This is a genomic window from Pantoea sp. OXWO6B1 (assembly GCF_001641135.1).
GTDB classification, from domain to species: domain Bacteria; phylum Pseudomonadota; class Gammaproteobacteria; order Enterobacterales; family Enterobacteriaceae; genus Pantoea; species Pantoea allii.
This window is the reverse complement of record NZ_LWLR01000001.1, coordinates 2,622,452-2,638,438: the sequence shown is the minus strand read 5'-3', so window position 1 is coordinate 2,638,438 and position 15,987 is coordinate 2,622,452. Positions and strand designations below refer to the sequence as shown.

General features: G+C 54.0%; 12 protein-coding genes, 1 other RNA gene and 1 pseudogene. 5 read left to right on the top strand and 9 right to left on the bottom strand.

The features are described 5' to 3' along the window. The first annotated feature begins 108 nt into the window (after positions 1–108). The gene (locus A6A26_RS14535) at positions 109–513 is read left to right on the top strand and encodes a hypothetical protein (RefSeq protein WP_063879385.1); all 405 of its coding nucleotides are present in this window, start codon (positions 109–111) and stop codon (positions 511–513) included. Positions 514–544: 31 nt separating this feature from the next. Here the strand turns inward: A6A26_RS14535 and A6A26_RS14530 are convergent. Further along, positions 545–3,599: pseudogene (locus A6A26_RS14530) on the bottom strand (FAD-binding and (Fe-S)-binding domain-containing protein). 207 nt (positions 3,600–3,806) lie between these two features. On the opposite strand from A6A26_RS14530, the gene ydiK reads away from it, so the two are divergent. Then, a complete protein-coding gene (gene ydiK / locus A6A26_RS14525) occupies positions 3,807–4,907 on the top strand; it encodes an AI-2E family transporter YdiK (protein WP_063879384.1) in 1,101 nt (366 codons plus the stop codon). Between the two features lie 257 nt (positions 4,908–5,164). Beyond that, positions 5,165–5,270: antisense sRNA RprA (gene rprA / locus A6A26_RS14520), an RNA gene on the top strand. Between the two features lie 67 nt (positions 5,271–5,337). Here rprA and ppsA read toward each other — a convergent pair. Further along, positions 5,338–7,722: a phosphoenolpyruvate synthase gene (ppsA, locus tag A6A26_RS14515; RefSeq protein ID WP_063879383.1), complete on the bottom strand. Its 2,385-nt coding sequence runs from the start codon at positions 7,720–7,722 to the stop codon at positions 5,338–5,340. 434 nt (positions 7,723–8,156) lie between these two features. On the opposite strand from ppsA, the gene A6A26_RS14510 reads away from it, so the two are divergent. Both A6A26_RS14510 and A6A26_RS14505 read left to right on the top strand, forming a co-directional pair. Next, positions 8,157–8,984, top strand: a complete 828-nt coding sequence (locus tag A6A26_RS14510) for a posphoenolpyruvate synthetase regulatory kinase/phosphorylase PpsR (protein WP_063879382.1) — start codon at positions 8,157–8,159, stop codon at positions 8,982–8,984. Between the two features lie 152 nt (positions 8,985–9,136). Further along, on the top strand, positions 9,137–10,183 hold the full coding sequence (locus tag A6A26_RS14505) for a 3-deoxy-7-phosphoheptulonate synthase (protein ID WP_063879381.1): 1,047 nt from the start codon (positions 9,137–9,139) through the stop codon (positions 10,181–10,183). A gap of 1 nt (position 10,184) precedes the next feature. On the opposite strand, the gene A6A26_RS14500 is transcribed toward A6A26_RS14505, so the two are convergent. The 7 genes from A6A26_RS14500 to ihfA all read right to left on the bottom strand — a co-directional run bounded on the left by A6A26_RS14500 (position 10,185) and on the right by ihfA (position 15,985). Further along, positions 10,185–11,621 carry a protein adenylyltransferase SelO gene (locus A6A26_RS14500; RefSeq protein WP_063879380.1) on the bottom strand — a complete coding sequence of 479 codons (1,437 nt, stop codon included), beginning with the start codon at positions 11,619–11,621 and terminating at the stop codon, positions 10,185–10,187. 91 nt (positions 11,622–11,712) lie between these two features. Then, positions 11,713–12,447: an EAL domain-containing protein gene (locus tag A6A26_RS14495; RefSeq protein WP_063879379.1), complete on the bottom strand. Its 735-nt coding sequence runs from the start codon at positions 12,445–12,447 to the stop codon at positions 11,713–11,715. Positions 12,448–12,739: 292 nt separating this feature from the next. Further along, the gene (locus tag A6A26_RS14490) at positions 12,740–13,198 is read right to left on the bottom strand and encodes an NlpC/P60 family protein (protein ID WP_063879378.1); all 459 of its coding nucleotides are present in this window, start codon (positions 13,196–13,198) and stop codon (positions 12,740–12,742) included. A gap of 66 nt (positions 13,199–13,264) precedes the next feature. Next, positions 13,265–14,014 carry a vitamin B12 ABC transporter ATP-binding protein BtuD gene (btuD, locus tag A6A26_RS14485; RefSeq protein ID WP_063879377.1) on the bottom strand — a complete coding sequence of 250 codons (750 nt, stop codon included), beginning with the start codon at positions 14,012–14,014 and terminating at the stop codon, positions 13,265–13,267. Beyond that, positions 14,015–14,560 (bottom strand): glutathione peroxidase, encoded by a 546-nt coding sequence (locus A6A26_RS14480; RefSeq protein WP_063879376.1) that lies wholly within the window; start codon positions 14,558–14,560, stop codon positions 14,015–14,017. Between the two features lie 33 nt (positions 14,561–14,593). Beyond that, positions 14,594–15,583, bottom strand: a complete 990-nt coding sequence (btuC, locus tag A6A26_RS14475; protein WP_063879375.1) for a vitamin B12 ABC transporter permease BtuC — start codon at positions 15,581–15,583, stop codon at positions 14,594–14,596. Between the two features lie 99 nt (positions 15,584–15,682). After that, positions 15,683–15,985, bottom strand: a complete 303-nt coding sequence (gene ihfA, locus A6A26_RS14470; RefSeq protein ID WP_006118960.1) for an integration host factor subunit alpha — start codon at positions 15,983–15,985, stop codon at positions 15,683–15,685. Between the last annotated feature and the right edge of the window lie 2 nt (positions 15,986–15,987).

Genomic DNA, 15,987 nt, shown 5'->3' with positions numbered 1-15,987 from the left:
CGATTATACCGACAGGTGAGATAAATCGAAAAAAATTTCTTCCCGGGTGATTGCAATCCCGCTTTGGATGAATATGATAATCATTATCATTCAATATTGAGGCGCGTTATGTCGTTATCCGTTTCCGCCTGGCTTCAGCATAAACTTGATGAATACCGATTTTCGGTACGCGATCTCACCGTCGATTTCTACCTGGCTCAGGCCAAACTTAACCGGGCTGAATGTACCCTTCAGCAACTGCGTCAGTTTAATGATACCTGCCTGGATATGGCAGAGATCTGCCAGCTAAATGGCGATGACCAGAGTTATCTGCATGCGATGGGCAAACTTCACCACCGACTGGTGGACGAAATGCAAAACCCCGACCGCGATCGCCTGTTTCGTCTTCAGGCTTACCAACTGGCAAGGCTGTCTCTGACGCAGCTGTGCCACCAGCTTGCCCGCTGCGGTGAATGGGAACAGGCCACCCTGTTGCAGCGTGAATTTGTCCGTCACGCAGGCTGGATATTCTAATCCAACCTGCGATCGGCGTCGCCTACCCGTTTTACACTAATTCAAGCAGTGCCTGAAGCGGATGACGCATCCCGTTGCCCTCTACCCGTTTGACCTGACTGCGGCAGGAAAAACCGGTTGCCAGACAGCGTTGACGCGGCAGTTTTTGCAACTGTGGATGCCATGACAGCGCATAAATCCCCAGCGAATTCTCCAGATTCTGGCTTTCGTGACCATAGGTGCCTGCCATTCCGCAGCAGCCCACGTTAATGTTTTCGAGCTTTGCGCCGAAGCGCGAGAAAATCGCCTGCCACTGACCGGGCGTTGCCGGAAGGGCCGTGACCTCCGTGCAGTGGGCAAACAGATACCATGATTCCCCGCCGGTGACCTGTACCTCACGTTCCTGCAGCGCATTCTGCAGCCACTCGTGCACCAGTAACACAGTAAAGTCACCGCGGGCCTCGCCCAGTGTCTGACGATACTCATCGCGGTAACACAGCACCGTTGCCGGATCGATCCCCACCATCGGCATCCCCAGCTTTGCCACACGATTCAGGAAATCGGCAGTTTTACTGGCCGTGCGGGCAAAGCGTTGTAAAAAGCCTTTCACGTGCTGCGCTTTGCCGTTAGGCGTGAACGGCAGCAGAACCGGCTGATAACCCAGTTTTTCAATCAGCGTAATAAAATCGTGCACCAGCCTGGCTTCATAGAAGCTGGTAAAGGGGTCCTGCACCACCAGCACTTTTTTGGCTCGCTGTGTGTCACTGAGCGCTTCAAGCTGCTCCAGCGTCATATTCATGGCCGGGTGCCCGCTCAACTGCTGCTTGAGCGTCGGCGATGACAGTAACGGCAAGTCGACCATGCCGATGTGCGTTTTACTGAAGGAAGAGGCCCAGGGCTGCTTCAGAAAAAAGTTAAACACGCCCGGCGCTTTTGCCATGAGTGGCGCATAGCTTTCGACCGCTGCGACCAGGTGGTCGCTGAGCGGGCGCAGATAGCGCGTATGGTAGAGCTGTAAAAAGCGGGAACGAAAATCCGGGACGTCAATCTTAATCGGGCACTGGGTGGAACAGGCTTTACAGGCCAGGCAACCTGACATCGCCTCCTTCACCTCATGTGAAAAGTCATATTCCCCTTTGTTCGCATACCAGGTGTTGCGCATTCTGCTTATCAGCGCGCGGAGCGACAGGGTGTTTTCCGGCAGCTTTTTCTCCAGCATCAGCGGATCAACCCCCTGTTCCGCCAGTAAACGCAGCCATTCCCGCGTTAAGGTCGCGCGCCCTTTGGGCGAGTGAATGCGGTTACGGGTGATTTTCATGGAGGGGCACATCGGGCTGCGGGCATCAAAATTAAAGCATAGTCCGTTGCCATTACACTCCAGCGCGCCACGCCAGGTTTCACGCACCTGAAGGGGAATCTGGCGATCGTAGCTGCCACGCTTGGTCGCATCGACCTGCATCATTGCCGCATCGCTGTCGAACGGTGTACAAATCTTGCCGGGATTAAGTCGGTTATCGGGATCGAAGACGGCTTTGATGCGGCGCAGCTCATTAAACAGCGTTTCACCAAAAAAGGCCGGGCTGTACTCTGCGCGGAAGCCCTTGCCATGTTCGCCCCAAAGCAGGCCACCATAGCGTGCGGTTAAGGCAACCACCTCATCGGAAATTTGCTTCATCATCATTTCCTGATGAGGATCGCACATATCCAGCGCCGGGCGGACGTGAAGCACGCCGGCATCTACATGACCAAACATGCCATAACTCAGGCCATTGCTGTCCAGAAGCGCACGGAACTCGACGATATAATCGGCAAGATGTTCAGGTGGAACGGCCGTGTCTTCAACAAACGGGATCGGCTTGGCACGCCCTTTGGCATTGCCAAGTAAGCCCACGGCTTTTTTACGCATGTTGTAGATGCGCTCGATCCCATCAAGATCGTCACAGAGCTGGTAGCCGATAACGCCGCCCTGCTGCGCTGCCATTAAGGTATCCAGACGGGCACAAAGCTGCGTCATTTGCCGATCGATCTGCGGGGCATCATCTCCGGCAAACTCCACAATATTCAGCCCCAGCATCTCTTTATCCGGAATATCCGTAATCAGCTCGCGAACGGAATGCCAGACAATGTCTTCCCGCGCCAGATTCAGGACTTTGGAGTCAACCGTTTCTACCGACAGTGCCTGGGCTTCTACCATCAGCGGCGCGTTACGTAGCGCGGAATCGAAAGCGTCATACTTGATATTGACGATGCGCCGCACCTTGGGCAGAGGCGTAATATCCAGACGGGCTTCAGTGATAAACGCCAGCGTCCCTTCCGCGCCACATAACAGCCGCGTCAGGTCAAAGGTCTGCATATCATCGCTAAACACATGGCGCAGATCGTAACCGGTCAGGAAACGGTTAAGTTTGGGAAACTTTTCCAGAATCAGTTCGCGATGCTCACGGCAACGACTCAGTACCTGCTGATAAATCCGGCCTTCCGGGGGTTGGCGTTTGCGCCAGATGCTCGGCCAGCGCGGTGGGTACCGGTCGGGTATCCAGAATATCCCCGCCGAGCAGCACGGCCCGCAGGCCCAAAACATGGTCAGAGGTTTTGCCGTAGACCAGCGAACCCTGCCCGGATGCATCGGTGTTAATCATCCCGCCGAGCGTGGCTCGGTTACTGGTCGATAACTCTGGCGAAAAGAAGAAGCCAAAAGGTTTCAGGTAAGCATTAAGCTGGTCTTTAACCACGCCGGCTTCAACGCGTACCCATCCCTGTTCGGTATTGATCTCCAGGATGCGGTTCATGTGGCGCGACATGTCGACAATAATGCCCTGATTCAGCGACTGGCCGTTGGTGCCAGTGCCACCGCCGCGCGGGGTAAAGACCAGGCCTGAAAAGGGCGCTTCACCCGCAAGCCGGGCTATCAGGGCAACATCTGCAGTGGAACGCGGGAAAAGCACCGCATCGGGCAGAAGCTGATAGATGCTGTTGTCGGTGGAAAGCGAAAGTCTGTCGGCGTAACTGGTGGCGGTATCGCCAGTGAAACCCTGCGCTTTGAGGGTTTCAAGAAATGTCAGCACCCGCTGGATAAGACCCGGTGCCTGAGAAATCTGTGGGATCATTATTATGTGACCAAAGATGTTGGGTAGGTTTGCGTCTGTATCTTGCTTTACGCCTCAGTTTTATCACATTTCCAACGGCGCTGTCGTTTTTTCAGGGGAAGCTGAAACCATTTCTTTACAAGCCTGTATAAACGCCATGAAATGGCTCATGATTATGGGGCACCGTTATCCCCTGAGTTGACGGATTCCAATGAGGTAATGCCTAAGATGAAAAGCCTGGAACGGCAGATAGATCTTCCCCAGATGTTATTCACGTTGATGTTCATTTTACTCTTAATCGCCGCCTGTTTATGGGTGGTTCAGCCGTTCATATTGGGTTTTGCCTGGGCAAGCATGGTGGTCATCGCCACCTGGCCACTAATGCTGAAAATTCAGCGGCTGCTCTGGGGACAGCGCTTTCTGGCGGTGATTGTTATGACCATTCTGCTGCTGCTGTTGTTTATTATTCCGGTTGCCCTGCTGGTTAACAGCCTGATCGATAACAGCGCACCGGTTATCGCCTGGGCAACCCAGGGACATATGTTGCCAACCCTGAGCTGGCTTAACGATATTCCCATGGTGGGCGAGAAGCTGTATGCCAGTTACCAAAAACTGGTGGCGGGCGGCGGCGCGGCCATCATGGCAAAACTGCAGCCCTATGTGGGCCGCACCACCGGCTTCTTTGTTGCGCAGGCCGGACACTTTGGCCGCTTTATGATTCATCTGGCCGTGATGCTGCTGTTCAGCGTGCTGCTGTACTGGCGCGGTGAGCAAGCGGCGCTGGGTATCCGTCATTTTGCCTGGCGCATGGCGGGCAGACGGGGTGATGCCGCGGTTTTGCTGGCCGGACAGGCCGTACGAGCCGTCGCGCTCGGCGTGGTCGTTACCGCGCTGGTACAGGGCGTACTGGGCGGCATCGGGCTGGCAGTCTCTGGCATCCCCTATGCCACCCTGCTGACCGTGTTGATGATTCTCTGTTGCCTGGTGCAAATCGGTCCTCTGCTGGTGCTGGTTCCCGCCATTATTTATCTCTACTGGAGTGGAGATACCACCTGGGGCACGGTACTGCTGATCTGGAGTTGCGTGGTCGGTACGCTGGATAACATTCTGCGTCCGGTGCTGATTCGTATGGGCGCGGATCTCCCCCTGATTTTGATTCTGTCCGGCGTCATCGGGGGATTAATCGCCTTCGGTATGATTGGTCTGTTTATTGGACCGGTTGTGCTGGCCGTTTCTTATCGACTGGTCTCCGTCTGGATGCATGAAGTGCCTGCCCCGAGCGCCGATCCCCTGCGGGTCGCAAAGGAATCACCGGAAGAACAGCCCTGATTCTTGATTTTATATGATTAGTAGTCGTTAAGTTGGCTGGCTGATTAAGATATCGCCAGCCATTTTTTCATTAGCAGATTTTAAGATAAAACGCATATTTCACGTCTCTGGCCCATTCCTCACGCTAAAATGATTACTTTCTAAACATAATAACGGTCCGGAACGCTCTAGCCAGTCGTCAAAATATTATTTCTTTTAAACTAATAAGAGGATTCTTAAAGACGCCAGCGAGCCGTGTGAATAACATATTTCCTATGTTGGAAATCAATTTACTGGTTTCTAAACACCCTAATTTCCCCTGAGTAGCGTAAAGAATTGCTGTGTGTAGTCTTTGCCCATCCCCTGTGATGGGCTTTTTTTTGCCTGTCGAAAAGTGAAACCAAAAAGGCCAGCATTCGCTGGCCTTCAGGCAATAATCTTACTAATAACGTCAGGCGGTTTTGTTCAGGGCCGCCAGGCTTAACCAGGTTTCAACAACGGTATCCGGATTCAGTGACAGGCTGTCAATGCCCTGCTCCATTAACCAGGCAGCAAAATCCTGATGGTCGGAAGGTCCCTGACCACATATCCCAACGTATTTCCCCTGTTTTTTCGCCGCCTGAATCGCCATGGACAGCAACGCTTTTACCGCCTCATTCCGTTCATCAAACAAGGCTGAGACGACCCCGGAATCGCGATCCAGCCCCAGCGCCAGCTGAGTCATGTCATTAGATCCAATGGAGAAACCGTCAAAGTGTTGTAAGAACTGCTCGGCCAACAGCGCATTCGACGGTATTTCACACATCATAATGACCTTAAGCCCGTTCTCTCCGCGCTTCAGCCCCTGGCGACCTAACTCCTCTACCACCGCCTGAGCCTGATCGACCGTACGTACAAACGGCACCATGATCTCGACGTTGGTCAGTCCCATCTCGTTTCGTACCCGCTTCACCGCTTCGCACTCCAGCGCAAAACAGTCGCGGAAGCTTTCGGACACGTAACGGCCCGCGCCACGGAATCCCAGCATCGGGTTCTCTTCTTCCGGTTCGTAACGTTCCCCACCCACCAGATTGGCGTATTCATTAGTTTTAAAATCCGACAGGCGCACAATCACCCGTTTTGGTGCGAAAGCCGCGCCCAGCGTCGCGATCCCTTCGGTCAGGCGAGCAATGTAGAACTCAACCGGATCGTCGAAGCCTTTCATCAACTGACGAATTTGCTTCTGCAACTCGGGGGTTTGCTGATCAAACTCCAGTAACGCTTTGGGGTGCACGCCAATCATGCGGTTGATGATAAATTCCAGACGCGCCAGCCCGACACCTTCGTTGGGCAGGCAGGCGAAATCAAAGGCGCGATCCGGGTTACCCACGTTCATCATGATCTTAAGCGGCAAATCCGGCATGGTATCGACCTGCGAACTGGTGACATCGAAGTCGAGCAGTTCGTCATAGACATAGCCGGTATCGCCTTCTGCACAGGAAACGGTGACGTTGTGGCCTTCTTTGAGGCGCTCAGTGGCATCGCCGCATCCCACCACCGCTGGAATACCCAGCTCACGCGCGATAATCGCAGCATGACAGGTACGGCCGCCGCGATTGGTCACAATGGCTGAGGCCTTTTTCATGATCGGTTCCCAGTCGGGATCGGTCATATCCGTCACCAGCACGTCGCCTTTTTCAATGCGGTTCATCTCGCTGATATCATGAATGACCTTAACCGGACCAGCACCAATACGGTGGCCGATAGCGCGGCCTTCAATCACCACATTACCCTGCCCTTGCAGGCTGTAACGCTCCATCACCTGACCATTGGAACGCACAGTTTCAGGGCGCGCCTGGACGATAAACAGCTTGCCGGTATGGCCGTCTTTAGCCCACTCGATATCCATCGGCCGTTTGTAGTGTTGCTCAATCAGCACCGCCTGATGGGCCAGCGCCTCAACTTCGGCATCGCTCAGACAGAAACGGTCGCGCTCGGCTTCCGCAACGTCTTCAATGCGCACCTGCTCGCCATGTTCCCGTGAGTCGGCGTAAACCATCCGCACTTTTTTCGAGCCCATGTTGCGACGCACGATGGCAGGACGTTTCGCGGCCAGCGTCGGCTTGTGCACATAAAACTCGTCCGGATTCACCGCTCCCTGCACCACCATTTCGCCCAGGCCCAGCGCGGCGGTAATAAACACCACCTGATCAAAGCCTGATTCCGTATCAATGGTGAACATCACACCGGATGAGGCCAGGTCAGACCGCACCATGCGCTGAATCCCCGCCGACAGCGCCACGCCGCGATGATCGTAGCCCTGATGGACGCGGTAAGAGATGGCACGGTCATTAAACAGCGAGGCATAAACGTGTTTGACCGCTACCATGACTGACTCAATGCCCTGCACGTTCAGGAAGGTTTCCTGCTGTCCGGCGAAGGACGCATCAGGCATATCTTCAGCGGTGGCGGATGAACGCACGGCGAAGGACGCGTCTGCATCATCCGCAGAGAGTTGGTCATACGCCGCAAGAATGGCGGCTTCGAGTTCAGGCTGGAATGGGGTTTCGACTACCCACTGGCGTATTTGTTTCCCTGCTTTCGCCAGTTGATCAACATCATCAATATTGGTGTCATCCAGCAAAGCATAGATACGCTGGTTCAGACCGCTCTGCTCAAGAAACTGATTAAAGGCCCAGGACGTGGTGGCAAAACCATTCGGTACTGACACACCTAAAGATGACAAATTGGTAATCATCTCACCCAGAGAGGCATTTTTGCCCCCCACCCGATCAACATCATGCATGCCAAGCTGGTTGTACCAAAGTACTAAGGGCTGTTCGCCTTTATTGGACATTGAACTGATCCTTTATTAATGAATGGGCACATGGAAAATCCTGCTATTAACACATTCAGCCTGGCATAACGTCTGACGAAACACGATCTGTTGAATCGTTAAAGCAGATTCTCTGAGGCAGTTTCAGAATTGCGCCTGGTTTTTTGCAACGTTGCGCAAAGCAATCGTTTCTCAATAACATCTTGATAATAAATCACTTATTATTTTTACCGTCGCATATGCCGCTTTTGTTGTTGCGCAACACGCGCCGCCCGTGTTTATCGCCAAAGGCCACCAGATGAGGAAATATGCAGGCAGGAACAGAGATAGCCTTACGGTGAAAAGGGAAAAGCGGCTGGCACAGAATGAGAGAGCTACACTTGCGCCTGAAGGCATGGTTATATTGACTGAACCATCCAATTTTTATCACGACTTCTCTGCCCGAGGCACGACTCATGACCACTGACAGAAGCGTTTTCTATATTTCCGACGGCACAGCAATTACAGCCGAAGTGCTGGGCCACGCCGTGTTATCTCAGTTTCCGGTAAATACCACCAGCGTTACCCTGCCGTTTGTTGAAAACGTGCAGCGTGCGCAGGCCGTTAAGGCGCAAATCAATGCGCTTTACCAGCAAAGTGGCGTGCGCCCGTTGGTATTTTTTTCCATTGTGACGCCTGAAGTACGCGACATCATTGTTCAGAGTGAAGGCTTTTGTCAGGACATTGTCCAGGCGCTGGTCGCTCCACTTCAGCAGGAGCTGGGCCTGTCACCGGCACCGGTCGCGCACCGAACGCACGGGCTTGATGCCAGCAATCTGGGTAAATATGACGCCCGTATCGCGGCGATCGATTACACCCTGGCGCACGATGACGGCATCTCTCTGCGCGGCCTGGAAGATGCGCAGGTGATCCTGATTGGCGTTTCCCGCTGTGGCAAAACGCCAACCAGCCTGTATCTGGCGATGCAGTTTGGTATCCGTGCTGCTAACTATCCGTTTATCGCCGACGACATGGATAATCTGAAATTGCCCCCGGCTCTGCGTCAGCATCAACACAAACTGTTTGGCCTGACAATCGACCCGGAACGCCTGGCGGCTATCCGACAGGAACGTGCGGAAAATACCCGTTATGCTTCTCTGCGCCAGTGTCGGCTCGAAGTGGGCGAAGTCGAAGCGCTGTTTCGCACTCACCAGATTCGCTATCTCAACAGTACCAATTATTCCGTGGAAGAGATTGCCACCAAAATCCTCGACATTATGGGCCTGACGCGCCGCATGTATTAATGATCCCCAGGCGGCGGGGCTGTAACGCGCCGCTGCCGCAATTTTACCGTGCATCGTCACGTTGTGGCTTGAATTCACAGGCTAATGGTTTATTGTGACCATCATCACTTCCCGGTATTTCACCGCTGCGAAGACAAAGCTTAGAGAACAACATGAATAAAACTGACGAACTGCGCACGGCGCGCATTGGCAGCCTGATTTCCCCTGCCAGTCTGGCAGCAGAACATCCGCTTTCACCTGCCATGGCCGACAACATCACCGCCGCACGCAAACGTATTGCCCGCATCCTCACAGGCGACGATCCCCGTTTACTGGTCGTCATCGGCCCCTGCTCCCTGCATGATCCGGTCGCCGCGCTGGACTACGCTCAGCGTTTAGTTGCCCTACGTGAACGTTATCAGGATCGGCTGGAAATCGTGATGCGCACCTATTTCGAAAAACCGCGTACGGTGGTCGGCTGGAAAGGCCTGATATCCGATCCCGACCTGGACGGCAGCTTTGATGTGAATCGCGGCATCAGTATTGCCCGCAAGCTTCTGATTGATATCAACGCGCTGGGCTTGCCGACCGCCACCGAATTCCTGGATATGGTGATCGGCCAGTTTATTGCCGACCTGATTAGCTGGGGCGCCATTGGTGCACGCACCACAGAAAGCCAGATCCACCGTGAAATGGCGTCGGCGCTCTCCTGCCCGGTCGGTTTTAAAAACGGTACGGATGGAAACGTGCGTATCGCCGTGGATGCCATTCGTGCATCCCGTGCCAGCCATATGTTTCTGTCGCCGGATAAGGAAGGCCAGATGACCATTTACCAGACCAGCGGTAACCCGCATGGCCATGTCATCTTACGAGGCGGTAAGCAGCCCAACTATCATGCCAGCGACGTAGCCGACGCCGCTGCCTGTTTAAATGAATTCGGTCTGTCGCCACAGTTGGTCATCGATTTCAGCCACGGCAACTGCCTGAAGCAACATCGCCGCCAGCGTGACGTCGCCATCGACGTCGCCGAACAGATTAAAAGCGGTTCGCGTGCGGTCGCCGGCGTGATGATTGAGAGTTTTATCGAGGAAGGCAATCAGAAAGTGGTGAGCGGTGAACCCCTGACCTACGGCCAGTCGATCACCGATCCCTGCCTGAACTGGCAAGACAGCGAAGACGTGCTCGCGCTGTTAGCGGACGCCGTTTCTCACCGTCTGTAAATCAGCTGGAGCAGCTTACCTCCAGCGTTTTGCCCCAGTCCGGCGGCCGTTGACGATATTCAGCGGCCGTCGCGTCACTAAAAGGCTGTTGAAGCGCCTGATGTAAACGCGCCAGTGCCCCGCTTTCGCCCTTTTCCGCCTCGTCTATGGCCTGTTGAGCAAGATAGTTACGCAGCACCACGGCGGGATTGGCCGCTTTCATCGCCTGCTGCCGTTCAGCATCGCCGATTTGCTCCTGCAATAAGCGGTTACGGTAATGCTGATACCAACGGTCAAAGGCGGGACGATCGATGAATTCATCTCGCAGCGGCGAACGGCTCTCAGCCTGCTGGGTCTCACTCAATAAACGAAACGTCAGCGTATAATCGCTGCGTTCCTGACTCATCAGGCCGAGCAAACCGGTCAGAATATCATTATCGCCGGCATCTGCTGTCAGCAAGCCCAGTTTTGCCCGCATCCGCTCTCCCCATTCGCGCATCAGCTCATTTTCATAACCGCTCAGCGCCTGCCGGAGCTGTTCAGTCGTCAGCAACCCTGACAACGCATGGGCCAGACGATTAAGATTCCACAAACCAATCATGGGCTGATTTTCGAAGCTGTAGCGCCCTTGATAATCGCTGTGATTGCAGATGTAGTCTGGCTGGTAGTCATCCAGGAATCCGTAAGGACCGTAGTCGATGGTCAGACCGAGGATCGACATATTATCGGTATTCATTACACCATGAGCGAAGCCCACGCTTTGCCACTGAGCAATCAGCCGTGCGGTGCGCAGCACAATATCGGAAAACCACAGTTGATAACGATCGGCTTCGTCGACCAGGTGCGGCCAGTGATGACGAATGGCATAGTCCGCCAACTGCCTGACCTGTTCAGGTTGCTGGCTATAGAAGAAGTGCTCAAAATGACCAAAGCGTAGATGGCCTGGTGCAATGCGCATCAACATCGCGCCGCGTTCGGCGGTTTCGCGGTAAACGGGTTCATCGCTGATGGCAACGCTCAGCGCGCGCGTGGTAGGAATGCCCAGATGATGCAGCGCCTCAGAAGCCAGAAACTCGCGCACCGTTGACCGGACAACAGCCCGGCCATCGCCCATTCGTGAATACGGCGTCAGCCCTGCGCCTTTCAGATGCCAGTCGAGCCGGCGGCCGTCGTCCAGGTATTGTTCACCCAGTAACATACCGCGGCCATCGCCCAGTTGACCTGCCCAGACGCCAAACTGATGCCCGCTGTAAACCTGAGCCAGCGGTTGCATGCCGGGCAACAGCGCGGCGCCATACCAAACGCCATGCCCCTGCCCGGCAAAAAGATCGCTGTCCAGCGCCATCTCATTCGCCAGGGCTGCGTTGTGGTACAACAGTCGACCGCCTGCAAGCGGCGTAGGATGTAACGCGGTGTAGCTGCCCGGAAGCTCACGGAACCAGCTATTGTCAAAGACCATTATTTCTCCCCAACGACACCGGGTATCGTGTGATAAAACCCACAGTGTAGCGTTGATGGCCAGGATTGGACAGGCGACAGTCGTGCGGGTATCAGGGCGTGTGCAGGAATTGTTCGGAGTAGATTAAGGTCTCGAAGGCGTCTGATTTTACGACCGGAAACAGCGTGCCCTGGAGATGGACATTGCTGAGTTGACTCACCTTATCCAGTAACATTTCATCATCCACACCGCAAATAATCATCCGATCACAATGGGGCCGGAAATTATCGATGATGCTTTGCATAAATGGTAAAAAAGAAGCACGTTTAGAAAGGGCGTGAATAAAGTGTTTATCCAGCCTGATGCAGCTAAACAGATTATCATAAACCGCTGTTGTCGATGATTTCCCTGCGCCAAAGTGGGACAAGGACAATTTAAACTCACGATTTAATGCCGCGATTAATGGATTATTTTTTCCCAAATTTAGCGAGAGAAACGTTTCGCTGATATCGAGCATTAAAAAAGGAAGCTGTTTTATTTTACGGGTCAGAAACTCACTTTCAAGAAGGGTGTTCGCCATGCCTTCATCCACAGGCATAAAAGCCAGTAGGTGATGGCTTTCGAAAAACGTCTGGTGCTTTTCCAGCAGGGAAATCTGACGCTGCAGCAGGCGCAGGCGCTGTGTTTCATCAAGCTGAGGCAACAGGACATCCTGCGGCAACGTGATCGGCGCACTCTCATGCACGAACTGTGTAGCCAGCTCAATAGCGGTTAAGTGCCCTTCCTGAGAGCAGGCGGCATAAAACCAAATTTCCGACTGATAGTCGGCAGATAGGTGAATTTTCATTTTACAGCCAGAATATGTGGCGATAGTGCATCGTATATGATTAAAAACAGGCTGGCAATAGTAGCAAAGGACTGATGAGATGGATATTTTTATCGCTTCATTATCGTTAGGCTAAAAAAATAAACCTTAAGCCAAATAAATTCCCAAATAATTCTGTTAACGATGAAAAACATTCTTAGGTCCGGCGGTATAAATAAAAAGAGTAAGTTAAATCCGAATGAGTAATAATTTTTCAGGTCCGCTATTTTTCTGATTTAACCCCTACAAATCTGCTGGGCTTGCAGGCAGAAAATTAGATGCGGCGCGCCTGCCAAAATACTTTTCGCCAGTAGACATTATCCAGCGAAGAGCGAATCACCCCCTGGCTGGTGGAGGCATGAATGAACGCGTTATCCGTATCATAAATGCCTACGTGCAAGCCATTCTCGCCGCTGCCGGTTTTGAAGAACACCAGGTCACCGGGCAAGAGGTCATCTTTGCTGATGCGCGTCCCAATGTCGCTTTGTGCCGCGGTGGTGCGTGGGAGTTGCAGATCAAACTTATCGCGGAATGTCAGGTAAACAAAGCCAGAGCAGTCCACGCCACCGCGGCTCATCCCGCCATAACGGTAAGGCGTTCCTCGCCAGTTACCCAGTTGATCGTTAAGTTGCGCTATTACAGTGATGGAGTCAGAGAGGCGACCATTAATGGGCGGCGCATGATGGCTACAGCCCACCAACAGCAAAACGAATAACAGCAACCCCGTGCGCATCACAGCTCATCCTTACTAAATAATAACCAAATTACTGTAGCGGCAAAGCGCGCCAGGTGGCAAGTATCAGGGCAAAACAGTCAGCAGAGGCCGACCGTCTAACATTAACTGGCGGAACGGAATGCCATACAGGGGCGAAAGCTGTTCCGGCCGAAGGACGTCTGCTGGCTCACCCTGTAATACCACCTGGCCCTGATGTAACAACCAAACCTGCGTTGCGTGCCATAAACTGTGGTTAAGGTCGTGGCTGCTGGCGACCACGCAAACGCCAGCCTGGCAGAGTTCACCAATCAGATCATCGACCGCTTTCTGCTGCGCAATATCCAGCGCCGTCATGGGTTCATCCAGGATCAGCAACTGACCATGGGCGTTGATCTGCGGATCGATTTGCATCATGACCGCAGCAATCCGCACCCGCTGCCACTCTCCACCGGAGAGCCGGGTCAATGGCCAGGCTAATTTGTCATCCAGTTGCAGCCGCGACAGTATTGAGGCTAACCGAGCGTCGTGAGGTAAAGCGGGAGACGGGAGATGCAGGCGAAGATAGTGATAAACCGGCATCTGTCCCGGGGGCAACTGTTGCTGGGGCAGCCAGCTGCGCACCCTGGCCAGCGCCGGGCCTTTCCAACTGGACAGCGGGTTATTCAGAAGCGTCGCCTTGCCGGTAACGGGTTCCAGTCCGGCCAGCGCGGAGAGCAAAGTACTCTTCCCTGCGCCATTCGGCCCCACCAGATGCACCCACTGCCCGGCCTGCAGGGTGCCAGTTACCGGTTGCAGCCGTCCGGGAACGGCTGCATTTTCCAGGCTCAGCAACATTTATTTTGCCAGTGCCTGCTTGATGGTTTCGAGAATAATCGGATCTTCTGGTGACATATCCGGAGAGAAACGCTGAATGACACTGCCATCCCGACCAATCAGGAATTTTTCGAAGTTCCACAGGATATCGCCTGGGACTTTGGGCGCACGTCCTTTACTTTCCATGCGCTCATAAAAACCACTCTCTTCCGGGCGAACCGCCTCAGGTTTTGCCGCCACCAGCTGCGCATAAAGCGGGTGACGATGCTCACCATTAACGTCACACTTTTCGAACATCGGAAAGGTCACACCATACGTGGTGCTGCAAAAGGTTTTGATCTCTTCGCTACTGCCCGGCTCCTGCTCCAGAAACTGGTTGCAGGGGAAACCCAGCACGCTGAAGCCTTGCTCATGCCAGGCTTTATGAATGTTTTCCAGCGCTTCATATTGTGGCGTTAAGCCGCATTTTGAGGCCACGTTAACGACCAGCAGCACCTGTCCCTGCCAGGATGACAGCGAGGTTTTCTCACCATCCAGTGTAACCAGTTCAGTTTGATAAATGCTCATACGGAGTTCCTGTGGTTAATGCAAGTATGCCAGCTAAAGCTGACGCGACGATTTGACTAACAGTACGATAAACAGCGGTGCGCCCAGGGTTGCCGTGACGACACCGATAGGTAACTCGGCAGAAGCCAGCGCCAGGCGGGCAATAATATCGGCGCCAAGCAACACGCTGGCTCCCGCCAGCGCGGAGGCTGGCAACAAGGCACGGTGATCGTTCAGGCCTGCCAGCCGCAGCAGATGGGGAATCACCAGACCGACAAAGCCGATTGCCCCGGCAAGGGCAACGCTGACCCCGACCAGCCAGCCCATCGCTAATACCAGTAAATTACGCCAGTAAAACAGGGACAGCCCCAACTGGCGGGCTGAGGTTTCCCCCAGCGCTAACAGGTTGAGTACCCTGGCCGCCGAGGTTAACGCCAGGATAACCGGCAGCAGCGCCAGCATCATCCAGCCATAGCGCCAGTCGATGCCGCTGAAGCCGCCCATCATCCAGTACATTAACTGTCGCAGGTCGAGGCTGCTGCTGAAATACACCGCCCAGGTCATGATGGCGCTGCAGATAATGCCCAGCGCCACGCCAGTAAGCAGCAAACGCGTGACGGATAAGTGACGATGGGCAAAGTGCAGCAGGATAAGCGTGATCACCAGCGCACCGGCCATCGCCGAAACGCTGAGGCTCCAGAGTGAACCGCCGCCAAACAGCACCGCCGCCACCAGACCAATGCCCGCGCCGTTGGAGACGCCAAGCAGCCCCGGTTCGGCCAGGGGATTAGTAAACAGCGCCTGCATGACAACGCCGCTCAGCGCCAGCGCCGCGCCAACCAGTATGACCGCAAGGCTGCGCGGCAGGCGAAGCTGACCGACGAACAGTCTGCCGCTGTCGCTAAACCACTGGGATGGGCTTATCCAGCTTTCACCCGCACACAGGCTGATCATAAATAAGACAAGCAACGTGCCACTCAGACCCAAAAGCCAGGTCCTGCTGCGACGATCGCGTTGAAGCGCAAGTTGTTCAAGCTGGGACATAAGCCGGATTAGCCAGGATAACAGAGGGTTGATTGTAAAAGGATTGCAAAAAAAAGAAATGAAAAAGGCCGCTTGCGCGGCCTTTTTAAAACACTGGGATCAGTCACTGTCTTTTGGTGTGGCGTTCTCAACGCGACTTTTAAGCTTCTGCCCTGGACGGAATGTCACTACGCGACGCGCAGTAATTGGAATATCCTCTCCCGTTTTTGGGTTTCTGCCTGGACGTTGGTTTTTGTCACGCAGGTCAAAATTACCAAACCCCGACAGTTTAACCTGTTCTCCATTTTCCAAAGCGCGGCGAACCTCTTCGAAAAACAACTCCACTAACTCTTTTGCATCACGTTTGCTCAGCCCGAGTTTTTCAAACAGGTATTCTGACATCTCAGCTTTTGTAAGCGCCATAG